Origin of the sequence: Pseudomonas sp. MN1F, assembly GCF_009391885.1 — a bacterium.
Lineage (GTDB): Bacteria > Pseudomonadota > Gammaproteobacteria > Pseudomonadales > Pseudomonadaceae > Aquipseudomonas.
In genome coordinates, this window is the sequence record NZ_VZII01000013.1 from 23,145 (window position 1) to 48,008 (window position 24,864).

General features: G+C 61.9%; 20 protein-coding genes and 2 tRNA genes. 10 read left to right on the top strand and 12 right to left on the bottom strand.

From position 1 onward, the window contains the following. Positions 1-4 precede the first annotated feature (4 nt). From F6X59_RS08635 to F6X59_RS08675, 9 genes are all read left to right on the top strand, one after another. Entirely contained in the window at positions 5-1,456 is a 1,452-nt protein-coding gene (locus F6X59_RS08635) for a sigma-54 dependent transcriptional regulator (RefSeq protein ID WP_152955881.1), read from the top strand. Positions 1,457-2,188: 732 nt separating this feature from the next. Beyond that, entirely contained in the window at positions 2,189-3,580 is a 1,392-nt protein-coding gene (locus F6X59_RS08640) for a polynucleotide adenylyltransferase PcnB (RefSeq protein ID WP_152955882.1), read from the top strand. Further along, on the top strand, positions 3,577-4,056 hold the full coding sequence (gene folK / locus F6X59_RS08645) for a 2-amino-4-hydroxy-6-hydroxymethyldihydropteridine diphosphokinase (RefSeq protein ID WP_346652450.1): 480 nt from the start codon (positions 3,577-3,579) through the stop codon (positions 4,054-4,056). Before F6X59_RS08640 ends, folK begins: the two co-directional genes overlap by 4 nt. A 262-nt stretch (positions 4,057-4,318) precedes the next feature. Then, positions 4,319-5,119 (top strand): 3-methyl-2-oxobutanoate hydroxymethyltransferase, encoded by an 801-nt coding sequence (gene panB, locus F6X59_RS08650; protein ID WP_152955883.1) that lies wholly within the window; start codon positions 4,319-4,321, stop codon positions 5,117-5,119. Continuing rightward, positions 5,116-5,979 (top strand): pantoate--beta-alanine ligase, encoded by an 864-nt coding sequence (gene panC / locus F6X59_RS08655; protein ID WP_152955884.1) that lies wholly within the window; start codon positions 5,116-5,118, stop codon positions 5,977-5,979. Before panB ends, panC begins: the two co-directional genes overlap by 4 nt. A 144-nt stretch (positions 5,980-6,123) precedes the next feature. Beyond that, the gene (gene pgi, locus F6X59_RS08660; protein ID WP_152955885.1) at positions 6,124-7,788 is read left to right on the top strand and encodes a glucose-6-phosphate isomerase; all 1,665 of its coding nucleotides are present in this window, start codon (positions 6,124-6,126) and stop codon (positions 7,786-7,788) included. A gap of 115 nt (positions 7,789-7,903) precedes the next feature. Further along, positions 7,904-9,838, top strand: coding sequence for an acetate--CoA ligase (acs, locus tag F6X59_RS08665; RefSeq protein WP_152955886.1), 1,935 nt, complete (start codon positions 7,904-7,906; stop codon positions 9,836-9,838). A gap of 42 nt (positions 9,839-9,880) precedes the next feature. Continuing rightward, positions 9,881-10,750, top strand: coding sequence for an oxygenase MpaB family protein (locus F6X59_RS08670; protein ID WP_152955887.1), 870 nt, complete (start codon positions 9,881-9,883; stop codon positions 10,748-10,750). A gap of 79 nt (positions 10,751-10,829) precedes the next feature. Continuing rightward, complete coding sequence (locus F6X59_RS08675) at positions 10,830-13,766, top strand: DUF748 domain-containing protein (RefSeq protein ID WP_152955888.1); 2,937 nt, start codon at positions 10,830-10,832, stop codon at positions 13,764-13,766. Positions 13,767-13,797: 31 nt separating this feature from the next. Here F6X59_RS08675 and F6X59_RS08680 read toward each other — a convergent pair whose 3' ends face one another. Further along, a complete protein-coding gene (locus tag F6X59_RS08680) occupies positions 13,798-14,211 on the bottom strand; it encodes a VOC family protein (protein ID WP_054885629.1) in 414 nt (137 codons plus the stop codon). A gap of 60 nt (positions 14,212-14,271) precedes the next feature. Here F6X59_RS08680 and F6X59_RS08685 point away from each other — a divergent pair, with 60 nt between their 5' ends. After that, a complete protein-coding gene (locus tag F6X59_RS08685) occupies positions 14,272-14,574 on the top strand; it encodes a putative quinol monooxygenase (protein ID WP_346652455.1) in 303 nt (100 codons plus the stop codon). Between the two features lie 77 nt (positions 14,575-14,651). On the opposite strand, the gene F6X59_RS08690 is transcribed toward F6X59_RS08685, so the two are convergent. The 11 genes from F6X59_RS08690 to secG all read right to left on the bottom strand — a co-directional run bounded on the left by F6X59_RS08690 (position 14,652) and on the right by secG (position 24,860). Continuing rightward, positions 14,652-15,002, bottom strand: coding sequence for a BON domain-containing protein (locus tag F6X59_RS08690; RefSeq protein ID WP_152955890.1), 351 nt, complete (start codon positions 15,000-15,002; stop codon positions 14,652-14,654). A gap of 263 nt (positions 15,003-15,265) precedes the next feature. Then, on the bottom strand, positions 15,266-17,371 hold the full coding sequence (gene pnp, locus F6X59_RS08695) for a polyribonucleotide nucleotidyltransferase (RefSeq protein WP_346652456.1): 2,106 nt from the start codon (positions 17,369-17,371) through the stop codon (positions 15,266-15,268). A 249-nt stretch (positions 17,372-17,620) separates the two neighbouring features. Further along, entirely contained in the window at positions 17,621-17,890 is a 270-nt protein-coding gene (gene rpsO, locus F6X59_RS08700) for a 30S ribosomal protein S15 (RefSeq protein WP_016391796.1), read from the bottom strand. Between the two features lie 149 nt (positions 17,891-18,039). Next, on the bottom strand, positions 18,040-18,957 hold the full coding sequence (gene truB, locus F6X59_RS08705; protein ID WP_372240336.1) for a tRNA pseudouridine(55) synthase TruB: 918 nt from the start codon (positions 18,955-18,957) through the stop codon (positions 18,040-18,042). A 3-nt stretch (positions 18,958-18,960) separates the two neighbouring features. Next, the gene (gene rbfA / locus F6X59_RS08710) at positions 18,961-19,359 is read right to left on the bottom strand and encodes a 30S ribosome-binding factor RbfA (RefSeq protein ID WP_152955891.1); all 399 of its coding nucleotides are present in this window, start codon (positions 19,357-19,359) and stop codon (positions 18,961-18,963) included. A 116-nt stretch (positions 19,360-19,475) separates the two neighbouring features. Then, on the bottom strand, positions 19,476-22,022 hold the full coding sequence (infB, locus tag F6X59_RS08715; RefSeq protein WP_152955892.1) for a translation initiation factor IF-2: 2,547 nt from the start codon (positions 22,020-22,022) through the stop codon (positions 19,476-19,478). A 27-nt stretch (positions 22,023-22,049) separates the two neighbouring features. After that, entirely contained in the window at positions 22,050-23,531 is a 1,482-nt protein-coding gene (gene nusA, locus F6X59_RS08720; RefSeq protein WP_152955893.1) for a transcription termination factor NusA, read from the bottom strand. A gap of 59 nt (positions 23,532-23,590) precedes the next feature. Next, positions 23,591-24,049 carry a ribosome maturation factor RimP gene (rimP, locus tag F6X59_RS08725; RefSeq protein ID WP_054885662.1) on the bottom strand — a complete coding sequence of 153 codons (459 nt, stop codon included), beginning with the start codon at positions 24,047-24,049 and terminating at the stop codon, positions 23,591-23,593. Between the two features lie 132 nt (positions 24,050-24,181). Beyond that, positions 24,182-24,258: transfer RNA gene (locus F6X59_RS08730), tRNA-Met, on the bottom strand. Positions 24,259-24,358: 100 nt separating this feature from the next. Continuing rightward, a tRNA-Leu gene (locus F6X59_RS08735) sits at positions 24,359-24,444 on the bottom strand. 20 nt (positions 24,445-24,464) lie between these two features. Next, positions 24,465-24,860 carry a preprotein translocase subunit SecG gene (gene secG, locus F6X59_RS08740; protein WP_110639658.1) on the bottom strand — a complete coding sequence of 132 codons (396 nt, stop codon included), beginning with the start codon at positions 24,858-24,860 and terminating at the stop codon, positions 24,465-24,467. Positions 24,861-24,864 lie beyond the last annotated feature (4 nt).

Below are 24,864 nucleotides of genomic sequence, written 5' to 3' on the forward strand. Positions count from 1 at the left end.
ATCAATGCCGCATATTCTGATCGTCGAAGACGAAACCATCATCCGCTCGGCCCTGCGTCGGCTACTCGAACGCAACCAGTACCAGGTCAGCGAAGCCGGCTCGGTGCAGGAAGCCCAGGAACGCTTCAGCATTGCCACCTTCGACCTGATCGTCAGCGACCTGCGCCTGCCGGGCGCCCCGGGCACCGAGCTGATCAAGCTCGGCCAGGGCACCCCGGTGCTGATCATGACCAGCTACGCCAGCCTGCGCTCGGCGGTGGACTCGATGAAGATGGGCGCGGTGGACTACATCGCCAAACCCTTCGACCACGATGAAATGCTCCAGGCCGTGGCGCGCATCCTGCGCGACCGCCAGAACGCCCCGGCAGCCGCGCCGTCCCCGGCCGCCGAGCCGCGGGCCAACGGCAAGGCCGCGCCAGCCGACAAGGCTGCCGCCGCCGCCAATGGCGAGATCGGCATCATCGGTTCGTGCCCGCCGATGCAGGACATGTACAGCAAGATCCGCAAGGTTGCGCCCACCGACTCCAACGTGCTGATCCAGGGTGAGTCGGGCACCGGTAAAGAGCTGGTCGCCCGTGCCCTGCACAACCTGTCGCGGCGCGCCAAGGCGCCGATGATTTCGGTGAACTGCGCGGCGATTCCGGAAACCCTGATCGAATCGGAACTGTTCGGCCACGAAAAAGGCGCCTTCACCGGCGCCAGCGCCGGTCGTGCCGGCCTGGTGGAAGCCGCCGACGGTGGCACCCTGTTCCTCGACGAAATCGGTGAGCTGCCGCTCGAAGCCCAGGCGCGCCTGCTGCGCGTGCTGCAGGAAGGCGAGATTCGCCGGGTCGGTTCGGTACAGTCGCAAAAAGTCGACGTGCGCCTGATCGCCGCGACCCACCGCGACCTGAAGAACCTGGCCAAGGCCGGGCAGTTCCGCGAAGACCTTTATTACCGCCTGCACGTGATCGCCCTGAAGTTGCCGGCCCTGCGCGAACGCGGCAGTGACGTCAACGAGATCGCCAATGCCTTCCTCGCCCGCCAGAGCGCACGCATCGGCCGTGACGACCTGCACTTCTCGGCCGAAGCCGAGCAAGCCATTCGTCATTACAGCTGGCCGGGTAACGTACGCGAACTGGAAAACGCCGTTGAGCGCGCGGTGATCCTCAGCGAGAGCGCGGAAATTTCCGCCGACATGCTGGGCATCGACATCGAGCTGAGCGACCTTGAAGAGGATGACCTCCTCGACAATGCCCTGGTCGCGGCCAGCGCCAGCGCGAGCAGTGCCAGCCATGAGCCGACCGAAGACCTTTCGCTGGAAGACTACTTCCAGCACTTCGTGCTCGAGCACCAGGACCACATGACCGAGACCGAGCTGGCACGCAAGCTCGGTGTCAGCCGCAAGTGCCTGTGGGAACGGCGCCAGCGCCTGGGCATCCCGCGGCGCAAGAGCAACGTAACCAGCGACAACTGATTCAGAGCGCCATCCGCCTTACCGCCCGCTTCGCGGCGGTAAGGCCACAGCCCCTCCCCCAGGTAACACCTCAGGTCCCGCACAAATCTGTTACCCAACCTTTCCGACGTAACAGTTCCCGAGGTGTACGGTAACGAAAAACCTGCATTTTCGACCTGCCGAAATCCGCCGAATCGCCTCAACCCCTTGATTTTACTGGGTTTCAAAAAGTTGGCACGGCACCTGCTATATGTCTGGTACAAGAACAATAACAAGCACAGCAACTCAGAATAAGAACAAGACGAAACGGCTCACGCACAATAAAAACAAGACGGCGGAGGCGCAGCTAACTGATTCTTTTGGAGAGGATGCGTGTTTGGGGCTTGCCCCACGACCAGGCAGAGAACAACAAAAACTGCACTTAAAAGCAGCGCCTGAACTGGTTGGATCGAAGGATCAACGTGACATCAGCGGCCAAAGCAATCCGTTTGCTCTTTACCCCTGGATTGGGGGTCGTCCACAAGCTTTGAGATTTGTGGACAGGGCACTCAACAAAAACAAGAAGCCCAGTAAAAAAACAATAAGAGCACGCAACGACTTCTTGGGGAGCTTAGGCTCCCCTTGTCGTTTCTCCCCTTCGGCAGGCTCTCCTGCTACCGCCTACACCATTCCCCGAGTAAATGCTAGAATCCCCGCCCATCATGCGGCCATTCTCCTATTCTTGGCCGAACATTCCTTCAAACAGTGCATCCCATGCTGAAGAAGCTGTTCCAGTCGTTCCGCCCTCCCGTACCGGGCCAGCACCACCGGCGCACCACGCCTGAGGTGATCAACAAGAGCCAACACTCGCTGCAGCGCCACCAGTTCAGCCGCCACGCGGTGAACATCGTCGAGCGCCTGCAGAGTGCGGGCTACCAGGCATATCTGGTCGGTGGCTGCGTCCGCGACCTGATGCTGGGCATCACGCCCAAGGACTTCGACGTCGCCACCAGCGCCACGCCCGAGCAGGTCCGTGCCGAGTTCCGCAACGCGCGCATCATTGGTCGGCGCTTCAAGCTGGTCCACGTGCATTTCGGCCGTGAGATCATCGAAGTCGCCACCTTCCGTGCGCCACACTCGGAAGACGACCAGGGCGATAGCCACCGTTCGTCGCACAACGCCAGTGGTCGCATCCTGCGTGACAACGTGTACGGCACCTTGGAAGAAGACGCGCAACGCCGCGACTTCACCATCAACGCCCTGTACTACGATCCGGTCAGCGAGCGCATCCTCGACTACGCCAACGGCGTGCACGACATCCGCAACCGCCTGTTGCGCCTGATCGGCGACCCGACCCACCGTTACCAGGAAGACCCGGTGCGCATGCTGCGCGCGGTGCGCTTTGCGGCCAAGCTCAACTTCGGCATCGAGAAGCACACCTTCCAGCCGATTCGCAAACTGGCCCCGCTGCTGCGCGAGATCCCGCCAGCACGCCTGTTCGAGGAATGCCTCAAGCTGTTCCTCTCCGGGCAGGGCGCCATCGCCTTCGAAATGCTGGTCGACCTGGAGCTGTTCGAGCCGCTGTTCCCAGCCAGTGCCCATGCCCTGGACGAGCGCCCGACCTACACCCATACCCTGATCAGCCAGGCGCTGAACAACACCGACCTGCGCGTCAAACAAGGCAAGCCGGTCACCCCGGCCTTCCTGTTCGCCGCCCTGCTCTGGCCAGCCCTGCCAGGCCGCGTGCTGCATCTGCAGAACCAAGGCGTGCCGCCGATCCCCGCCATGAACGGCGCGGCCCACGATCTGATCGCCGAGCAGTGCGCGCGCATCGCCATTCCGAAGCGCTTCACCCTGCCGATCCGCGAGATCTGGGACATGCAGGAACGCCTGCCGCGCCGCAGCGGCAAGCGTGCCGACCTGCTGCTCGACAACCCACGCTTCCGTGCCGGTTACGACTTCCTGCTGCTGCGCGAAAGCGCCGGCGAGGAAACCGACGAGCTCGGCCAGTGGTGGACCGACTACCAGGATGCCAATGACAGCGAGCGCCGCGAGATGATCCGCGAGCTTGGCAGCCGTGACGAAGGCACCGGTGCCGGCCCGCGCAAACGCAAGCGCAGTGGCAGCAAGCGCAAGCGCAGCGGCGGTGACGAGGCGTTCGAGTGACCACGCGCGCCTTCATCGGCCTCGGTAGCAATCTGGACGCGCCCGCAGAACAACTGCGCAGCGCCCTGCAGGCGCTCGACCAGATTACCGACAGCCGCCTGGCGGGCGCATCGGCGCTGTACACCAGCGATTCGCTGTTGCCCGGCCAGCCGCGCTATACCAACGCGGTGGCAGCCCTGGACACCACCCTGGCACCACTGGACCTGCTCGACGCCCTGCAGGCCATCGAGAACGACCAGGGCCGCGTGCGCCAGGAGCGCTGGGGCCCGCGCACCCTCGACCTGGATATCCTGCTGTTCGGTAACCAAGTCATCGACGTGCCACGCCTGCAGGTGCCGCACTACCACATGCATGCACGCCCCTTCGTGCTGTACCCCTTGGCCGAACTGGTGGCGGACGACTTCTGCCTGGCCGATGGCCGCGCGCTCGCCCAACTCCTCGAAGCCTGCCCATTCGTCGGCCTGGAACGCCTGTAAACCGGGCGTTTGAGATATTCACCAGGACACGGTAACGCCAGTAACACCCTGTTAGTAACAATGCGGTAACAGGGTGATTGACTTCCCCCACCTCGCTCACGACTATAGGCGTCCCGTGTGGCACCAAAGTGCCGCATACCCGTATTTAGGCCCGGACGGACCTGTGCCCGAACATCACGCGCGATGATGTGCCGCTCCGGAAGATGACTACACGCGTTGTATGCAGTCGTTTTTCACAGCGCCTGAACGAGGATTTTCCTACATGCCTGAAGTAACCCTGACCACCCTGCATGGCCTCAAGGCCAGGGGTGAAAAGATCACCATGCTGACCTGCTACGACGCGACCTTCGCCAAGGCCTGCAGCCAGGCCGGCGTCGACGTGTTGCTGGTGGGCGACTCCCTGGGCATGGTCCTGCAAGGCCATGACAGTACGCTGCCCGTCACCACTGCCGAGATGGCCTACCACACGGCCTGCGTCAAACGCGGCAATGAGGGTGCGCTGATCCTCGCCGACCTGCCGTTCATGGCCCACGCCACCCCCGAGCAGGCCTTCGCCAACTGCGCCACGCTGATGCAGGCCGGCGCCCACATGATCAAGCTCGAAGGCGCCGCCTGGCTGGCCGAAACCATCCGCCTGCTGGCCGAACGCGGCGTGCCGGTGTGTGCGCACATGGGCCTGACCCCGCAGACCGTCAACGTGCTGGGCGGTTACAAGGTCCAGGGCCGCCAGGAAGCGCAAGCGCGGCAGATGCGCGCCGATGCCATTGCCCTGGAGCAAGCCGGCGCGGCGATGCTGCTGCTCGAATGCGTACCAAGCGAACTGGCTGCAGAAATCACCCAGGCGGTGAACATTCCGGTGATCGGCATCGGTGCCGGTAACGCCACCGATGGCCAGGTACTGGTCCTGCACGACATGCTCGGCCTGTCGCTGAGCGGCCGGGTACCGAAGTTCGTGAAGAACTTCATGGAAGGCCAGCCGGATATCCAGAGCGCCCTCACCGCCTACGTCAAGGCCGTCAAGGACGTTACCTTCCCCGCCGCCGAGCACGGATTCAGCGCATGAACACAGTCAAGACCGTCCGCGAACTGCGTGCCGCCGTCGCCCGTGCACGCGGTGAAGGCAAGCGCATCGGCTTCGTGCCGACCATGGGCAACCTGCACAGCGGCCACGCCGCGCTGGTGACCAAGGCCGCCCAACGTGCCGATTTCGTGGTCGCCAGCATCTTCGTCAACCCACTGCAGTTCGGTGCCAACGAAGACCTCGACAAATACCCGCGCACCCTCGCCGCCGACCAGGAGCGCCTGCTGCAGGCCGGTTGCAACCTGCTGTTCGCGCCCACCGTGGAAGAGATGTACCCCGACGGCATGAGCGTACAAACCCGCGTCAGCGTGCCCAACCTGTCCGAAGGCCTGTGCGGTGCCAGCCGCCCAGGGCACTTCGAAGGTGTGGCGACCGTGGTCAACAAGCTGTTCAACATGGTCCAGCCGGACCTGGCCGTGTTCGGCGAGAAGGACTACCAGCAACTGGCGGTGATCCGCGCCATGGTGCGCGACCTGAACATGCCGATCCAGATCATCGGTGAGCCAACCGTGCGCGCCGAAGATGGCCTGGCGCTGTCGTCGCGCAACGGTTACCTGACGCCTGAGCAACGGGCCACGGCGCCGGTGGTGTATCGCACCTTGCAGCAGATCGGCGAGGCGCTTGGCCGCGGCCAGGTCGATTTCGCGGCACTGATCGAGCAAGGCAAGGCGCAGCTGAGCGCTGCCGGCCTGCGCCCGGACTACCTGGAAGTGCGCCATGCGCTGAACCTGCGCCCGGCGACCTTTGGTGACCGGGACCTGGTGATCCTGGTGGCGGCGTATCTGGGTAACACCCGGTTGATCGACAACCTGTATCTGCACCTGGACGAGAAGACCGCCTAAGCCTCCTGGGGCCGCTTGGCGGCCCCAAAATCCTCCCTTCATACCCATTCCCTGCGCGCGGCCTTTGCCTATAATGATGGCCAGTCTGAACCCGGCAATCACTGCCCTGTCCAAGGCTCACCACGCATCAAGGAATTCCGCGCAATGGCGTATTACCGTACCCCCCACGATGTGACGGCCCTGCCTGCCTGGCAGGCCCTGCAGAAACACCGCGACGCCATGCAAGGCTTCAGCATGCGCGAAGCCTTCGCCGCCGATGCCAAACGCTTCGATCAGTTCTCCCTGAGCTGCTGCGGCCTGTTCCTCGACTACTCGAAAAACCTGATCACCGACGAAAGCCGCAAGCTACTGGTGGACCTGGCCGAACAGGTCGGCCTGCAGGATGCGATCAAGTCGATGTTCAGCGGCGAGATCATCAACGCCTCGGAAGGCCGCCCGGTGCTGCACACCGCACTGCGCCGCCCGGTAGGCGACAAGCTCAGCGTCAACGGCGTCAACGTGATGCCGGAAGTACACAAGGTACTCAACCAGATCACCGAGCTGGTCGGCCGTATTCATGATGGCCTGTGGCGTGGCTACAGCGAAAAGCCGATCACCGATGTGGTCAACATCGGTATCGGTGGCTCGTTCCTCGGCCCCGAGCTGGTCTCTGAAGCGTTGCTGCCTTACGCCCAGCGCGGCGTGCGTTGCCACTACCTGGCCAATATCGACGGCAGCGAATTCCATGAGCTGTCGGCGAACCTGCGCGCCGAAACCACGCTGTTCATCGTCTCGTCGAAGTCGTTCAACACCCTCGAGACCCTGAAGAACGCCATGGCCGCGCGCACCTGGTACCTGGCCCAGGGCGGCTCGGAAGCCGAGCTGTACCGCCACTTCATCGCGGTGTCCAGCAACAAGGCCGCCGCCGTGGCCTTCGGCATTCGTGAAGAGAACATCTTCCCGATGTGGGACTGGGTAGGCGGGCGCTACTCGCTGTGGTCGGCCATCGGCCTGCCGATTGCCCTGGCCATCGGCACCGCCAACTTCAAGGAGCTGCTGTCGGGTGCCTACACCATGGACCAGCACTTCCAGACCGCGCCGTTCGACAAGAACATGCCGGTGCTGCTGGCCCTGCTGGGCGTCTGGTATGGCAACTTCTGGGGCGCCAACAGCCACGCGATCCTGCCATACGACCATTACCTGCGTAACATCACCAAGCACTTGCAGCAGCTGGACATGGAGTCCAACGGCAAGAGCGTGCTGCAGGATGGCACCCCGGTGAAGACCGATACCGGCCCGGTGATCTGGGGCGGCGTCGGCTGCAACGGCCAGCATGCCTACCACCAGTTGCTGCACCAAGGCACCCAGCTGATTCCGGCTGACTTCATCGTGCCCGTGGTCAGCTTCAACCCGGTGGCCGACCACCATCAGTGGCTGTACGCCAACTGCCTGTCGCAGAGCCAGGCGCTGATGCTCGGCAAGACCCGTGAAGAAGCCGAGACCGAACTGCGCCAGAAAGGCCTGAACGAAGCGGACATCGAAAAGCTCGCGCCGCACAAGGTGATCCCGGGCAACCGCCCGAGCAACACCCTGGTGGTCGAACGCATCAGCCCGCGCCGCCTGGGTGCACTGGTGGCGATGTACGAGCACAAGGTGTTCGTGCAGAGCGTGATCTGGGGCATCAACGCCTTCGACCAGTGGGGCGTGGAGCTGGGCAAGGAGCTGGGCAAAGGTGTTTACCAGCGTCTTGTGGGAAGCCTCGAAGACAGCGCCGAAGACGGCTCCACCCAGGGCCTGATCAACTACTTCCGCGGCCGTCACCGCGGTTGACCGCAAACCTGTGCCGACCTTGGGGTCGGCACAGGTTGAACGCGCCCTCCAGCTACACTGTCCATCGAATAGCCGCTGCTGTCCCTCGCCCCTCACAAGAGCAGGACCACCCGCCATGTTCGATATCAAGCAGTATCCCCAGGCCCTGGCCGTCAGCCAGTCCGCCAGCCTCTGCGCCGACGACTACCGCCGCCTCTACCGCCAGTCGGTCGATGACCCCGACACCTTCTGGGCCGAACAGGCCAAACGCCTGGACTGGGTCAAACCCTGGTCGAGCGTGCAGCAATGCGACCTGAACACCGGCAAGGCTCGCTGGTTCGACGGCGCCCAACTCAACGTCAGCTACAACTGCATCGATCGTCACCTGGCCCAGCGTGGCGAGCAGACTGCCCTGTTGTGGGAAGGTGACGACCCCAAGGACTCCAAGGCCATCAGCTACCGCGAGCTGCACCGCCAGGTCTGCCGCCTGGCCAATGCCCTGAAGGCACGCGGTGTGCACAAAGGCGACCGGGTGTGCATCTACATGCCGATGATTCCCGAAGCCGCCTATGCCATGCTCGCCTGCACACGCATTGGTGCCATCCATTCGGTGGTGTTCGGCGGTTTCTCCCCGGATGCCCTGCGTGATCGCATTCTCGATGCCGACTGCCGCACCGTGATCACCGCCGATGAGAGCGTGCGTGGCGGCAAGCGCATCCCGCTCAAGCAGAACGTCGACAAGGCCCTGGCCAGCTGCCCGGCGGTAAGCAGCGTGTTCGTGGTGCGTCGAACCGGCGGCGATGTCGCCTGGAGCGAGGGCCGCGACCACTGGTATCACGAAGTCACCGAAAAGGCCGGCGACGACTGCCCGCCCGAACCGATGGACGCTGAAGACCCACTGTTCATCCTGTATACCTCCGGCAGTACCGGCAAACCCAAGGGCGTACTGCATACCACCGCTGGTTACCTGCTGCAGGCGACGATGACCTTCAAGGTGGTGTTCGACTACCGCGAGGGCGAGGTGTTCTGGTGCACGGCCGACGTCGGCTGGGTCACGGGCCACAGTTACATCGTCTACGGGCCACTGGCCAACGGTGCGATTTCGCTGATGTTCGAAGGTGTACCCAACTACCCGGACACCTCGCGCTTCTGGCAAGTGGTGGACAAACACCAGGTCAACATCTTCTATACCGCGCCCACTGCCCTGCGTGCGTTGATGCGTGAGGGTTCGGCACCACTGCAGAGTACCTCGCGCAAAAGCCTGCGCCTGCTCGGCAGCGTGGGCGAGCCGATCAACCCGGAAGCCTGGGAGTGGTACTTCGAAGCCGTCGGGCAGCAACGTTGCCCCATTGTCGACACCTGGTGGCAGACCGAAACCGGCGGCATCATGCTCACCCCACTGCCGGGGGCCCAAAGGCTCAAGCCCGGCTGTGCCACCCAGCCGATGTTCGGCGTGCAACCCGCGCTGCTGGATGAAAAAGGCCAGCTGATCGAAGGCCCCGGCGCCGGCCTGCTGGTGATCAAGGCCAGCTGGCCCGGGCAGATCCGCAGCGTCTACGGCGACCACCAGCGCATGGTCGACACCTACTTCAAACCCATGCCCGGCTACTACTTCACCGGCGACGGCGCCCGCCGCGATGCCGACGGCGACTACTGGATCACCGGCCGCATCGATGATGTGATCAACGTCTCCGGCCACCGCATCGGCACCGCCGAGGTGGAAAGCGCGCTGGTGCTGCACGACAGCGTCGCCGAAGCTGCCGTGGTCGGCTACCCGCATGACCTCAAGGGCCAGGGCGTATATGCCTTCGTTACCCCCATGAACGGCATCGACCCGGACGACACGCTAAAGGCCGAGTTGCTGGCGCTGGTCAGCAAGGAGATCGGCAGTTTCGCCAAGCCGGAGCTGATTCAGTGGGCCCCGGCCTTGCCCAAGACCCGCTCGGGCAAGATCATGCGGCGTATACTGCGCAAGATTGCCTGCAACGAACTGGACAACCTCGGCGACACTTCGACCCTGGCCGACCCAAGCGTGGTACAGGGCCTGATCGACACACGCCTCAATCAATAACGGGCGGCCACTTGCCATGGCCGTCCTGACGCACAGGACGCCATGGAAGCCCTACGCCGACGCATCGAAACCCAGGTCATGAGCCTAACCGGGCTGGCCCTCGGTCAGCTCGACCTCGAATCCCCCAAGGGCGACCCCGGCCTGTTCGGCCCACACAGCATCAGCTGGCGGGTGCATGGTGATTTCCCGAGCATGCTGGTCGGCGGCATCAGCGCCCTGATGCTGCAACTGCTGCACCCGCTGGCTCTGGCCGGGGTGTGGGACCACTCCAATTTCCGCGAAGACCTGCTCGGTCGCCTGCGGCGCACCAGCCAGTTCATCTCCGGCACCACGTTCGGCTCCACCCGCGATGCCGAATGGCTGATCGACAAGGTGCGCACCATCCACTTGCAGGTAACCGGTACCGCGCCGGATGGCCGTCCATATGCCGCCAGCGACCCGGACCTGCTGACCTGGGTGCACGTGGCCGAAGTGAGCAGCTTCCTCGCTGCCCACCTGCGCTACCGCGATCCCCAGCTGTCACGTGCCGAGCAGGACGCCTATTACGCCGAGATCGCCCTGATTGCCGAACGCCTGGGTGCCCGTGGGGTGCCACGCTCCTGCCAGCAGGTCGAGGACTATCTGCAGCAGATGCGCCCACAACTGCAATGCAGCGCACGTAGCCTGGAAGTAGTCGGGATCCTGCTCGAGGCCCCGGCCCCGAGCCGCCTTGCCGAGCCAGTCGGCAAGCTGATGCTGCTGGCAGGCATCGACCTGCTGCCGGACTGGGCCCAGGCCATGCTCGGCCTGCAGCAGGGGCCGCTGCAACGGCGCATGATCCGCCTTGGCCTGCAGCGCACAGCACCGATCCTGCGTTGGGCCATGCGCGACGGCTCGGCGCACCGGGCCAGGCGACGCATGGGTATCGAGTGACGGGAAAATGGTCGCCCCAGCGGAACCGATTTAACGTGCCATACTCCAAGCACTCCTGCTTAGACAGACGAAGCGACACATGTACAAAGGATTGACTCGCGCCCTCGGCGCCCTGTTGGCTCTCGTGGCCCTCTACAGCCTGCTTGGCTTCCTCATTCTCCCTGGTGTCGCCTTGCGTATCGCCAACCAGCAGCTGGCGCAATACGCCACCGTGCCGGCGCACCTGCAACGCATCGAACTCAACCCCTTCAGCCTTGAGCTGACCGTGTGGGGCCTGCAACTGGGCGAACCCGGCAAGGAGCAGGTCGGCTTCGAACGGCTGTACGCCAACCTGGCACTCGACAGCCTGTGGAAACGTGCCCTGCACCTGCAGGCGATCGAGCTCGACAAGCCGCGCAACGAGGTGCTGTTCGCCAAGGACGGTACCCTCAACCTGACCCAACTGTTCAAGTTACCTGCCAGCGAACCCCAACCCGAAGCCCCCCCAAGCGACCCGTTCCCGCTGCGTATCGACAGCATCAAGCTCAGTGGCGGCTACCTGCACTTCGAGGATCAGCGCCCCAGCGAGCCGATCGAATTCATCTACGACGACATGAACCTGGAGCTGAAGAACCTCAGCACCCTGCCGGACGACAACGCCGACATGACCTTGGTGGCGCTTGGCCCCAACGGCGGGCGGGTGGACTGGAACGGCACCCTCAGCCTGGCGCCGATCGCCTCGCAAGGCACGCTGAAAGTCACCGACGGCAAGATGAAGCTGTTCTGGCCCTATGTGCGCGATGCCTTGCCCCTTGTGCTCGAGGACGGCGTGGTCAACCTCGACACCCACTACAAGCTCAACCTGTCCAAGGAAACCGAGCTGTTGCTCGACAACACCTCGCTCAAGGTTGCGCCTTTCGCCATCAAAGCACCGGATGGCCGGCCGCTGGTGCGCCTGGCCAACCTGGAGGTGAGCGAGACGTCCATCGACCTGGCCAAGCAACTGGTCACCGTCGGCAAGGTCCGCAGCGAAAAACTGGAAACCTGGGCGGCCCTGGAAAAGGATGGCCAGCTCGACTGGCAGACGCTGTTCGCCAGCCAGCCGGCCAAGCCCTCACCGAAAGAAAAGGCCGAGCCGGCGGCTGCCGAACCGACCGCAGAAGAAAAAGCCGCTAAAGCGCCAAGCAAGCCCTGGCAGGTACTGCTCAAGGACGTGCAACTGCGCAACTATCAGGTGCACCTCGCCGACCGTAGCCAGAAGGAGCCGGTGGCGCTGGACGTTGGCCCGCTGAACCTCGACATGCAGGGTTTCGACAGCCTCAACCAGTCGCCTTTCACCCTCAAGCTCGACACCGGCATTGGTAAACAAGGCAAGCTGCAGGCGGCAGGTGAAGTGAACCTGGCGCCGGTCACGGCCAAGCTCGATGTCAGCACCCGTGACATCGACCTGCGCGTCGCCCAGGCCTACATCAGCCCGTTCATTCGCCTCGAACTGCGCAGTGGCATGCTCGCCAGCGACCTCAAGGTCGACCTCAAGAGCACCGAACCACTGGCCTTCAGCGTTGCCGGGAAGGCTCAGGTCAACCAGCTGCACACCCTGGACACCATCAAGGGCCGAGACTTCGTCAAATGGCAGCAAGTCAACGTCGACGGCCTGTCGTATGTACACGGTGATGCCCTGTCGATCGACAAGGTGACCCTGCTGCAGCCCTATGCGCGCTTCATCATCAACGAAGACCGCACCACCAGCGTCGACGACCTGCTCATCCCGCAGCCGGCCGGCGCGCCGGCCCGCAGCCCGGCCAAGCCAGCCAGTGCCTCGGGCAGCAAGCCCTTGGGCATCCACATCGGCCAGATCGACATCAACGATGGCTCGGCCAACTTCGCCGACCTGACCCTGACCCCGAACTTCGCCACCGCCATCCAGCAGCTCAATGGCCAGATCGGCACCATCGACAACCGCAAGCCGGCACCGGCCAAGGTCGATGTCAAAGGCAAGGTCGACCGTTATGCCCCGGTCACCATCAAGGGCGCACTCAACCCGTTCAACCCGCTGGCCAGCCTGGATATCGCCACCAGCTTCAAGCGCGTCGAACTGACCACCTTGACGCCCTACTCCGGCAAGTTCGCTGGCTTTCGCATCCGCAAGGGGCGCTTGAACCTCGACCTGCATTACCTGATCACCAACGGCCAGCTCAAGGCCGAGAACAAGGTGGTGGTCGAGCAGCTGCAACTGGGTGAAAAGGTCGACAGCCCGGATGCGGTGGACCTGCCGATCCGCCTGGCGATTGCCCTGCTCAAGGACACCGAAGGGCGGATCTCCATCGAACTGCCGGTTTCAGGTGACCTGAACAACCCGCAGTTCAGCGTCATGCCGATCGTCTGGCAGACCCTGCGCAACCTGGTGCTCCGTGCGGCCCAGGCGCCGTTCAAGTTTATCGGTGGGCTGATTTCTGGTGGCGGCTCGGAAGACCTCGGTACGGTGGCGTTTGCCCCTGGCTCCAGTGAACTCAGTGGCGATGCGCAGTCGACGCTGGACAAGCTCGCTTCCGCCCTCAAGGAACGCCCGGAGCTGCGCCTGGAGATCGAAGGGACCAGCGCGCAGAGCAGCGACGGCCCATTGATTGCCCAGCAACGCCTGGAGCGCGAATACCAGGCGAACTGGTACAAGATCCTGCAGCGTCGTGGTGACAAGGTACCGGCCAATGCCTCCATGCTACAGGTCGATGACAGCGACAAGCCGGCGATGCTCGAAGGTATCTACCGCACCCGCCTGAAGCAGCAGCCACCGGCTGAATGGGAACAACTGAGCCGGGACGAGCGCACCGCCAAGCTGCGAGAGGCGGTGATCAAGTCGTGGGCTGAAAGCACGGCATTGCTGCGCACCCTTGGCCAGGAGCGGGCCAGCAGCATCAAGGACTACCTGGTCGACAAGGGCAAACTCGAGGATGACCGGGTGTACTTCATCGATACCAACCTGGGGCAGGCTGAGAGCGATGGGCGGGTGGTCACGCCGATGCATCTGGATGCTGAATGAGCGGCGTCAGCCGCGAAGGGCCGGGGCAGGCTTACACCAGCCGCTGGCCCGACACCGACGGGTGATACAGCGGCTGCACCTTGTTGCCCGCCGGGTCCAGCAAGTGGAAGCTGCGCGCTCCATCACCATGGTTGAATGGCTTGTCGAGCAAGGTAACCCCACGCGCCTTGAAGTACTGATACCAGGCCTCCAACTCCTCGACGCTATCGACGATGAAACCGTAATGGTCCAGGGTCTGCAGCCCATTGGCCGCCCCTGCCCCACGCCCCAGCGACAGGTTGTCATTACCGCAGGTCAGGTATACCAGGTCTTCGTTGGCCCGGTTCAGCACCTCCATGCCCATCACATCGACATAGAAACGCTCGCACTCCTCCAGGTTGGGCACCAGCAAGGCAATATGGCGCAGGCCATTCAGGCGACCGGGACGGGCAGGTAATTCGGACATTGGCGCGACTCCATTTTTGTATACAATTAGTAATTGAATTTAAAACAAAAGGAGCGCCTTGTGTATAGCCTGTTCATCAAGACCCGCGTCAAACCCGGCTGCGCAGAAGACTTTCTCACCGCCATCAAGGTCAATGCCGCTGCCTCCGTCGCCACCGAGCCAGGCTGCCTGGTGTTCGATGTCTCCCAGGACCGCATCGACCCAGACGTGATCTACCTGTACGAGATCTACCGCGACGACGATGCGTACGAAGCGCACACCCAGACCGCCCATTTCCGCGACAGCCGCCCGTTGGTCGAGCCACTGATCGTCGAGCAGGCGTGCTTTGAAAGCGACGTGATCGCCCGTAACCCGGTGTACTGAGGCCCAATGAAAAAACCCCGGCAATTGCCGGGGCTTCGCTGCAGGTGGCCAAATCCCTCTGGCCGACGGGACATTCCTTATTCGGCTTTCAAGCCATCAGCCATCACGCTTTTTACGCCTTTGATGTTCTTGGTGATGCGGACAGCTTCAGCCTTTTGCGATTCAGTCACCTTCACGTCAGAAGACAGCGAAACGACACCGTGGCTGGTTTCCACTTTGATATCGCTACCCGGTACGCCTTTCTCGGTCATCAGGTCAGCTTTGACCTTGGTGGTGATCCAGGTATCAGAGCCTTCCTGTTTGGCGTTGTCCACGGTATTGGCAGCCATCATCAGCGGAGCCTGAGTGGCCTCGGCAGCAAAGGCACCGTTGGCCATGGTCAGGGTCAGCGCGGTAGCAGTAGCGGCAGCAATGGCGAACTTCTTCATTTGGGTCACTCCTGTTTGTCGAAAGGTCTGCGCCGTATGTCCTGGCGGCAGGTAAGAGTGTAGTTGCATGTGCTGTGCCAGCTTTTACGCTTCGCTTGTTCCCTTATAAATCAATAAGTTAGGGAAAATTGACGCTAACGGATGTCGTGCATTTTGCAATCAGGGCGAAAAACCTGCATGCAAGATGCAAGTCCGCAAAAGGTTCCCGAAAGCCATAAAAAAAGGGCCCCGACGGGGCCCTTCTTCTGGTGCGTGTCAGTCGCTTAGACGCCCGAAGCCTTGGCAGCGGCAACGTCTTTGATCGACAGCTTGATACGGCCGCGGTTGTCCACGTCCAGTACCAGCACTTCGACTTCCTGACCTTCTTTCAGCACGTCGGTCACTTTCTCTACGCGAGCGTCGCTCAGCATCGAGATGTGCACCAGGCCGTCCTTGCCAGGCAGGATGTTGACGAAGGCGCCGAAATCGACGATGCGCTCGACCTTGCCGACGTAGATCTTGCCGATCTCGGCCTCGGCGGTGATACCCAGGATGCGCTGCTTGGCAGCGTCTGCCGCTTCCTTGGTCTCGCCGAAGATCTTGATCGAGCCGTCGTCTTCGATGTCGATCGACGCTTTGGTCTCTTCGCAGATGGCGCGAATGGTAGCGCCGCCTTTGCCGATGACATCACGGATCTTGTCGGTGTCGATCTTCATCGCGATCATGGTCGGGGCGTTGGCCGACAGCTCGGTACGCGACTCGCCAATGATCTGGTTCATCTGGCCGAGGATGTTCAGGCGCGCTTCCAGGGCTTGGCCCAGGGCGATTTCCATGATCTCTTCGGTGATGCCGTTGATCTTGATGTCCATCTGCAGTGCGGTAACACCTTTGGCGGTACCTGCAACCTTGAAGTCCATGTCGCCGAGGTGGTCTTCGTCACCGAGGATGTCGGTCAGGACTGCGAACTTCTCGCCTTCCTTGACCAGGCCCATGGCGATACCGGCAACTGGAGCCTTCATCGGTACGCCAGCGTCCATCAGTGCCAGGGAGGCACCGCAGACCGAAGCCATGGAGCTGGAACCGTTGGATTCGGTGATTTCCGAAACCACGCGGATGGTGTACGGGAACACGTCAGCGGCAGGCAGCATGGCCTGAACCGAACGACGGGCCAGACGGCCGTGGCCGATCTCGCGGCGGCCGGCACCACCCATGCGACCACACTCGCCTACCGAGAACGGTGGGAAGTTGTAGTGCAGCATGAACGGGTCTTTCTTCTCGCCTTCGAGGGTGTCCAGCAGCTGGGCGTCACGTGCAGTACCGAGGGTCGCTACGACCAGGGCCTGGGTTTCACCACGGGTGAACAGTGCCGAACCGTGAGTCTTCGGCAGCACACCGACTTCGATGTTCAGCGGGCGAACAGTTTTGGTGTCGCGGCCGTCGATACGTGGCTTGCCATTGACGATGTTTTCGCGAACGGTGCGGTATTCGATTTCGCCGAAGATGTCTTTGACTTCACCAGCCGAAGGTTGGCCTTCTTCACCGGAGAACTTGGCAACCGCCTGGTCGCGCAGCTCGCCCAGGCGCGCATAGCGGTCGGCCTTGACGGTGATGGTGTAGGCCTGGGAAACGGCTTCGCCGAATTCGGCGCGGATGGCGTTGAACAGTTCAGTGTTGGCAACGGCCGGTTTCCAGTCCCAGGTCGGCTTGGCAGCTTCAGCGGCCAGCTCTTTGACAGCCTGGATAACAACCTGGAACTCGTCGTGGGCGAACAGGACGGCGCCCAGCATCTGGTCTTCGGTCAGCTCTTGAGCTTCCGATTCAACCATCAGCACAGCATCGGAAGTACCGGCAACGACCATGTCCAGGCTCGAGGCAGCCAGTTGCTCGTAGGTCGGGTTCAGCAGGTAGCCGGTGCTTTCGTGGAAGGCAACGCGGGCAGCGCCGATCGGGCCTTCGAACGGAATGCCGGAGATCGCCAGGGCAGCCGAAGTACCGATCATCGCAGCGATGTCCGGATCGGTCTTCTTGCTGGTGGAAACCACGGTGCAGACAACCTGCACTTCGTTCATGAAACCTTCTGGGAACAGCGGGCGGATCGGACGGTCGATCAGGCGCGAGGTCAGCGTCTCTTTCTCGGAAGGACGGCCTTCACGCTTGAAGAAGCCACCCGGGATCTTGCCGGCGGCGTAGGTCTTTTCCTGGTAGTGGACCGACAGCGGGAAGAAACCCTTGCCTGGATCGGCCTGTTTGGCACCGACCACGGTCACCAGCACGGTGACATCGTTGTCGACGGTAACCAGCACGGCGCCGGTTGCCTGACGGGCGATACGGCCCGTTTCGAGAGTAACGGTCGATTGACCGAACTGGAATTTCTTGATTACCGGGTTCACGGTTTCCTACCTTTTTCAGTGGCTCTGGGGGAACTGGTTTCTTGCGAATTCTTGGGCAGAACGGGGAATCGGCCCCATTGACCGTCCAGATACAACACGAGGTTGGGAGCCTGGCTGCTGCGCGGTAAACCGCTCAGCAAAACCAGGCTGCCAACCTCGGAGATACGCGTGGCGTGCCCGACGGCGAAGCTGCAAAACAGCATAGCCGAAGCTTGCGACACGCCATGCACACCACTGACCAGGCCGCTATTAGCGACGCAGGCCCAGGCGACCGATCAGGGCGCTGTAACGAGTGGTGTCTTTACCCTTCAGGTAGTCCAGCAGCTTACGACGCTGGTTAACCATACGGATCAGACCACGACGGGAGTGGTGGTCTTTGTCGTTGGCCTTGAAGTGGCCTTGCAGCTTGTTGATGTTGGCGGTCAGCAGAGCAACCTGCACTTCCGGGCTACCGGTATCGCCGGCGGCTTGCTGGTAATCGGCAACGATCTGAGCTTTTTCTTCAACGCTGAGGGCCATGAGGCTTCTCCAAATTAAACGGATCCCGCAAGCGGGTTCCAATAGGCCAGGGACAAAACCCTGTATTAATAAAATGAGCTGTGACCGTGCCTACTGACAGCCACCCTCGGTCCACCGGTTTCAGCCAAAGCCTCGGCCTGTGGTTTCGGTCATTCCGACCGAATCAGTCGACGCGGCGCAATACGCCCGTCTTCGCTCACTTCACCGATACCGATGAAGCGACCATTGTGATCCTGTACGCGGACCATGCCGAACTGCGGTGCATCCGGCGCACGCACTGCCTGGCCATGCAGCCAGTAGAAAGCGCTGTGCTCGGACAGGCACACCAGTGGCCAGTCCAGCAGCCCGCTGTCGGACGGCATCAGGAAGCGATCGAGCGCTTCGTTGCCACCTTCGGCATGGGCTTGCTCGAGTTCCTCGAGGGTTACCGTCTGGGCCAGGGCGAAAGGCCCGGCCTGGGTCCGGCGCAGTTCGGCGACATAAGCGCCGCAGCCCAGGGCCTCGCCGATATCCTCCACCAGGGTGCGGATATAGGTGCCTTTGCTGCAGCCAACCGACAACCGCGCACGGGTGCCTTCGCACTCGAGCAACTCCAAGCGGCCAATAGTAACAGAACGCGCCTCGCGCTCCACTACCTCTCCTGCACGCGCCAGTTTGTACAGCGGCTGGCCGTCGCGCTTGAGCGCCGAGTACATCGGCGGTACTTGAAGGATTTCACCGCGAAAACGCGGGATCACGGCTTCGATATCGGCGCGACCAACGGTCACCTCGCGGGTCTGCAGGACTTCGCCTTCAGCGTCCGCGGTGCTGGTAGTCTGCCCCATCTGCATGACCGTTTCGTAGCCCTTGTCGGAATCGAGCAGGTACTGCGAAAACTTGGTCGCCTCACCGAAGCACAGCGGCAGCACGCCGGTGGCCAGCGGGTCGAGGCTGCCGGTGTGGCCGGCCTTCTCGGCATTGAGCAGCCAGCGGACCTTCTGCAGCGCAGCGTTGGAGGTGAAACCCAGCGGCTTGTCGAGCAGGATGATGCCGCTGACATTGCGGCGGATACGTTTGACCTGGGCCACCGTTTACTCCTTGGCGTCCAGCTCGTCGGCATCCTTGTGCAGGCGGTCTTCGGCCACTGCACGCTCGATCAGCGCCGACAGGTGGACACCGCGGCTGACACTTTCATCGAAGTGGAAGTGCAACTGCGGCACGCTGCGCAGCTGCATCGAGCGGCCCAGGTGCAGGCGCAGGAAGCTTGCGGCGCTGTTCAGGGCCTTGAGCGACTGCTGCACGGCGTCTGGCGCTTCTTCGCCCATGACGGTGATGAAGACCTTGGCATGGCCCAGGTCGCGGCTCACATCCACGGCGGTGATGGTCACCAGACCGACGCGTGGGTCTTTGACTTCACGGCGGATCAGCTCGGCCAGCTCACGCTGCATCTGATCACCGATACGTTGGGTACGGCTGTATTCTTTGGCCATTCTTGCTACCTGTAACTTAAAGCGGCAAACGCCCGGTGAGGCTGAAGCCTGACCGGGCGCTACCTACTGAGGCGCTGCCCACCGCCCTGCGGCGGGGGCTGGCGCCCTGCTCACCCTTAAAGGGTACGAGCAACCTGGACTTTCTCGAAGACTTCGATCTTGTCGCCGACCTTGACGTCGTTGTAGCTCTTGACGCCAATACCGCACTCCATGCCCGAACGTACTTCGGAAGCGTCGTCCTTGAAGCGACGCAGCGATTCCAGCTCGCCTTCGAAGATCACAACGTCTTCGCGCAGTACGCGGATCGGACGGTTGCGGTACACGGTACCTTCGATGACCATACAGCCAGCGATGGCGCCGAACTTCGGCGAACGGAACACGTCACGGACTTCTGCAACACCCAGGATGTTCTCGCGAACATCGCTGCCGAGCATGCCGGTCAGGGCCTTCTTGACGTCTTCGATGATGTCGTAGATCACGTTGTAGTAACGCATATCCAGACCTTCCTGCTCGACGATCTTGCGCGCGCCGGCATCGGCACGCACGTTGAAGCCGAACAGTACTGCATTCGAAGCCAGCGCCAGGTTGGCGTCGCTTTCGGTGATACCACCGACGCCGCCACCGATCACGCGCACCTGAACTTCGTCGTTGCCCAGACCAGCAAGCGAGCCCTGCAGTGCTTCCAGGGAACCGCGCACGTCGGTCTTGAGGACGATGTTGAGGGTCTTCTTCTCTTCCTGACCCATGGTCTCGAAGATGTTTTCCAGCTTGCCGGCGTGAGCACGGGCCAGCTTGACCTCGCGGTACTTGCCTTGACGGAACAGGGCAACTTCGCGAGCCTTCTTCTCGTCGGCAACCACGGACAGCTCGTCACCGGCTTCCGGGGTACCGTCCAGGCCGAGGATCTCGACCGGGATCGACGGGCCGGCTTCCTTCACAGGCTTGCCGTTCTCGTCGAGCATGGCACGCACGCGGCCATAGTTGGAGCCGCACAGGACCATGTCGCCCTGACGCAGGGTACCGTCCTGAACCAGGATGGTCGCCACCGGGCCACGGCCCTTGTCCAGGCGCGATTCAACGACCACGCCACGACCTGGAGCGGTCGGAGTAGCCTTCAGTTCGAGGATCTCGGCCTGCAGCAGAACGGCTTCGAGCAGTTCGTCTACACCCGTACCCATCTTCGCCGAAACCTTGACGAACGGCGTGTCACCACCCCAGTCCTCGGAGGTCACGCCTTCGACCGACAGTTCGTTGCGGATGCGATCGAGATCAGCGCCCGGCTTGTCGATCTTGTTCACTGCAACCACCAGCGGAACGCCAGCTGCCTTGGCATGCTGAACGGCTTCGCGGGTCTGCGGCATCACGCCGTCGTCCGCCGCCACCACCAGGATGACGATGTCGGTAGCCTTGGCACCACGAGCACGCATCTGAGTGAACGCTGCGTGGCCCGGGGTATCGAGGAAGGTGACCATGCCGCGGTCGGTTTCCACGTGGTAGGCACCGATGTGCTGGGTAATACCACCGGCTTCGCCAGCAGCAACCTTGGCACGACGGATGTAGTCGAGCAGCGAGGTCTTGCCATGGTCAACGTGACCCATGACAGTAACCACCGGCGCACGCGACTCGGTCTGGCCTTCGAACTTCAGCGATTCGGCCAGGGAGTCTTCCAGGGCGGTATCGCTGACCAGAGTGACCTTGTGGCCCAGCTCTTCTGCGATCAGCTGAGCGGTTTCCTGGTCGAGCACCTGGTTGATGGTAACCGGGGTGCCCATCTTGAACATGAACTTGACCACTTCGGCGCCCTTGACGGACATCTGGTTGGCCAGTTCGGAAACCGTGATGGTTTCGCCGATGGTCACGTCACGAATGACGGGGCCGGTCGGGTTCTGGAAGCCGTGCTGGTTACGCTTCTTCAGCTTGCTCTTGCCACCACGGCCACGACGAGCGCCATCGCTCTCTTCGTCGGTGGTGCGCGGTGCGGCGCGAGGAGTCGGAGCCTTTTCCTTCTCCTTGACCTTGACCTTGATCGACACGCGCGGCGCTTCGCCACGACGCTCGCCACCACGACGGTCTTCGTCACGGGTGCGGCCTTCGTTGCGACGGGCTTCGTCCTTCTTGCGCTCGGCAGCACGGGCTGCGGCGTCTTCGGACGCAGGCACGTCGGCGACTACCGGGGCTGGAGCGGCAGCAGGCGCTGGCTCGGCCTTGGCGGCAGGCGCAGGGGCTGGCGCTGCAGCAGCGCTATCGGCTGCCAGACGGCGAGCCTGATCTTCGTTGCGCTGGCGAACTTCGGCGTCAACCTTGTCGCGAGCGGCATTTTCAGCCGCGCGGCGCTCATCCAGCTCACGCTTCTGCTCAGCCTGGACTTCTTCCGGGCTGCGCTGCACGAAAACTTTCTTCTTGCGTACTTCTACGCTGATGCTCTTGCTACCGGCGACACGCAGGGTGCTGGTGGTCTTGCGCTGCAAGGTAATCTTGCGCGGCTCTTCCACCTTGCTCTTGTGGCTGCTCTTCAAATGGGTCAGCAGAGTCTGCTTCTCATTGTCGGTCACTACCTGACCGGCGTCGGTGTGCGGCAGACCTGCCTCACGCATCTGCTGCAGCAGGCGCTCTACCGGTGCCTCGACCTCTTGGGCCAGTTCTTTCACCGTGACTTGCGTCATGCACTTCTCTCCTCAGGCCGCGCCTAATTACTCGAACCAATGGGCTCGGGCGGCCATGATCAACTTGCCGGCACGCTCTTCGTCGATGCCGTCGATGTCGAGCAGGTCGTCAATCGACTGCTCGGCCAGGTCTTCGCGGTTAACCACGCCGCGCACCGCCAGTTCAGCCGCCAGGTCCTTGTCCATGCCCTCAAGGGAGAGCAGGTCTTCGGCCGGGTGGGCGTCTGCCAGTTTTTCTTCGGTAGCGATGGCCTTGGTCAACAAACGGTCCTTGGCTCGAGCGCGGAGCTCATTGACGATATCTTCGTCAAAGCCATCGATGTTGAGCATTTCTTCCAACGGTACGTAGGCAATTTCTTCGAGGCTAGTGAAGCCTTCGTCGACCAGCACTTGGGCCAGCTCCTCGTCGACTTCCAGTTCATCGATGAAATTGCGCAGGATGTCGCCGGTTTCGGCCTGTTGCTTGGCCTGGATGTCCTTCTCGGTCATCACGTTCAGGGTCCAGCCGGTCAGCTGACTGGCCAAACGAACGTTCTGACCGCCACGGCCAATGGCCTGGGCCAGGTTGTCCTCGGCGACGGCGATGTCCATGGCATGGGCATCCTCGTCAACGATGATCGCCGCGACTTCAGCCGGCGACATGGCGTTGATGACGAACTGCGCCGGGTTATCGTCCCACAGGACGATATCGACACGCTCACCGCCCAACTCTCCGGATACGGCCTGGACACGCGAACCGCGCATGCCGATACAGGCACCTTGCGGGTCGATGCGCTTGTCCTTGGAGCGGACGGCGATCTTGGCACGCGACCCCGGATCACGGGATGCAGCCATGACTTCGATAAGGCCTTCAGCAATTTCCGGCACTTCAATGCGGAACAGCTCGATCAGCATCTGCGGCGCAGTGCGCGAAAGAATCAGCTGAGGGCCACGGTTTTCGGTGCGAATTTCCTTGAGCAGTGCGCGCAGGCGCACACCGACCCGGAAGGTCTCGCGTGGAATGATGTCTTCGCGCGCCAGCAAGGCCTCGGCGTTGTTGCCCAGGTCGACGATGACGTTGTCGCGGGTGACCTTCTTGACGGTGCCGGAGATGATCTCGTTGACCCGCTCGCGGTAGGCGTCGACCACCTGGGCGCGCTCGGCTTCACGGACCTTCTGCACGATGACCTGCTTGGCGGTCTGCGCGGCGATACGGCCGAACTCGATGGACTCGATCTTTTCTTCGATCACATCACCGACTTTCGCTTCCGGGTGAGTGTCCTTGATCTTGTCCAGCCAGGTTTCGATCGCCGGATCGTCCAGGTCGTTCTCGTCGACCACGGTCCAGCGACGGAAAGTCTCGTAGCTACCGGTGTGGCGGTTGATTTCCACACGCAGGTCGACTTCGTCCTCAAAACGTTTTTTGGTTGCAGTAGCCAGGGCCACTTCCAGCGCTTCGAAAATGACGCCGGGCGGTACACCTTTTTCGTTGGATACCGATTCAACAACCAGCAGTACTTCTTTGCTCATCGTACGCCTCGCCTTGCGCAAGCCATTGGGCCCGGATAGTCCGCCGGGCCCGGCACGTCTCAGTCAAAACTGGGAATAATATTGGCCTTGTCGATCGAGTCGATCGGCAGCAGGAACTCTTGGTTATCCACCTGGACCACCACATCCTGATCCTCCACACCGCGGAGAAGGCCCTGGAAGTTACGACGACCCTCGAAGGGTGAACGCAGCTTGATCTTCACTTGTTCGCCGGCATGCGAGGCAAACTGTTCCAGAGTGAACAGTGGGCGATCCATGCCTGGAGAGGAGACCTCAAGGGTGTATTCGCTGCTGATCGGATCTTCCACATCGAGGATCGCGCTGGCCTGACGGCTGACTGCTTCGCAGTCGTCCACCAGGATGCCGTCTTCCTTGTCGATATAGATGCGCAGTACCGAATGCTTACCCTGGGATACGAATTCGATCCCCCAGCACTGATAGCCCAGACCCTCGACCACCGGGGCCAACAAGGCCTGCAACTGTTCTAGCTTGCTCGACACCTGAACCCCCTCGTGCATGCTGTGCAAATAAAAAATGGGCGAAGCGCCCATCCCTGAAAGCGCCGTAGGACAACGACGCCGTAAATTTTGTTCGGCTAGCAAAAAGCCCCTGAAAAGGGGCTCCGCTGAAGCTGGTTGCGGGGGCTGGATTTGAACCAACGACCTTCGGGTTATGAGCCCGACGAGCTACCAAGCTGCTCCACCCCGCGACAAAGCTGGGGCGAAAGTATAAGACTTAACCTGCTTATGGGTCAAACCCAAACCTTCACCTGCAAGAAAGCCCGCTAAAGCGGGCTCTCAAGCTTCAATTGGTACCGAGAAGGGGACTCGAACCCCTACACCCTATGGGCACAACCACCTCAAGGTTGCGTGTCTACCAATTCCACCACCTCGGCAATACTACATTTGAAACCCGTTACTTCTGCTCTTCGGCTGGAGGAGGAACATCACCTTTAGGGGCGGTGTCACTCTTCTGCTCCTGGAGCACCGGTACATCATCATTAACTGCCGGTTTCTGCGGCTCTTTCACTTCAAGCACTGCTGGATCTGGAAGACCTGCTTGGCTAAGCTGGTGAGCTTGTTGCTTCGCGAAGTATCCTAACCCAAGTGCTGTCAAAAAGAAAGTGGCAGCGAGTATTGCAGTCAATTTACTCAGGAACGTTGCAGAGCCTTGGCTCCCGAACACGGTATTAGAGGCACCCGCGCCGAAAGATGCACCTGCTTCCGCACCTTTACCCTGTTGAAGCAGAACCAGCACTACCAGCGACAGCGCTGCCAACAGATGAAAAACAACGATAACTGTTTCCAGCATTTGT

Excerpts from the sequence above, each read along its gene's own strand:
- F6X59_RS08635 (WP_152955881.1), top strand. The coding sequence starts at position 5 with ATGCCGCATATTCTGATCGTCGAAGACGAAACCATCATCCGCTCGGCC.
- F6X59_RS08640 (WP_152955882.1), top strand. The coding sequence starts at position 2,189 with ATGCTGAAGAAGCTGTTCCAGTCGTTCCGCCCTCCCGTACCGGGCCAG.
- panB (WP_152955883.1), top strand. The coding sequence starts at position 4,319 with ATGCCTGAAGTAACCCTGACCACCCTGCATGGCCTCAAGGCCAGGGGT.
- panC (WP_152955884.1), top strand. The coding sequence starts at position 5,116 with ATGAACACAGTCAAGACCGTCCGCGAACTGCGTGCCGCCGTCGCCCGT.
- pgi (WP_152955885.1), top strand. The coding sequence starts at position 6,124 with ATGGCGTATTACCGTACCCCCCACGATGTGACGGCCCTGCCTGCCTGG.
- acs (WP_152955886.1), top strand. The coding sequence starts at position 7,904 with ATGTTCGATATCAAGCAGTATCCCCAGGCCCTGGCCGTCAGCCAGTCC.
- F6X59_RS08670 (WP_152955887.1), top strand. The coding sequence starts at position 9,881 with ATGGAAGCCCTACGCCGACGCATCGAAACCCAGGTCATGAGCCTAACC.
- F6X59_RS08675 (WP_152955888.1), top strand. The coding sequence starts at position 10,830 with ATGTACAAAGGATTGACTCGCGCCCTCGGCGCCCTGTTGGCTCTCGTG.
- F6X59_RS08680 (WP_054885629.1), bottom strand. The coding sequence starts at position 14,211 with ATGTCCGAATTACCTGCCCGTCCCGGTCGCCTGAATGGCCTGCGCCAT.
- F6X59_RS08690 (WP_152955890.1), bottom strand. The coding sequence starts at position 15,002 with ATGAAGAAGTTCGCCATTGCTGCCGCTACTGCTACCGCGCTGACCCTG.
- rpsO (WP_016391796.1), bottom strand. The coding sequence starts at position 17,890 with ATGGCCCTCAGCGTTGAAGAAAAAGCTCAGATCGTTGCCGATTACCAG.
- rbfA (WP_152955891.1), bottom strand. The coding sequence starts at position 19,359 with ATGGCCAAAGAATACAGCCGTACCCAACGTATCGGTGATCAGATGCAG.
- infB (WP_152955892.1), bottom strand. The coding sequence starts at position 22,022 with ATGACGCAAGTCACGGTGAAAGAACTGGCCCAAGAGGTCGAGGCACCG.
- nusA (WP_152955893.1), bottom strand. The coding sequence starts at position 23,531 with ATGAGCAAAGAAGTACTGCTGGTTGTTGAATCGGTATCCAACGAAAAA.
- secG (WP_110639658.1), bottom strand. The coding sequence starts at position 24,860 with ATGCTGGAAACAGTTATCGTTGTTTTTCATCTGTTGGCAGCGCTGTCG.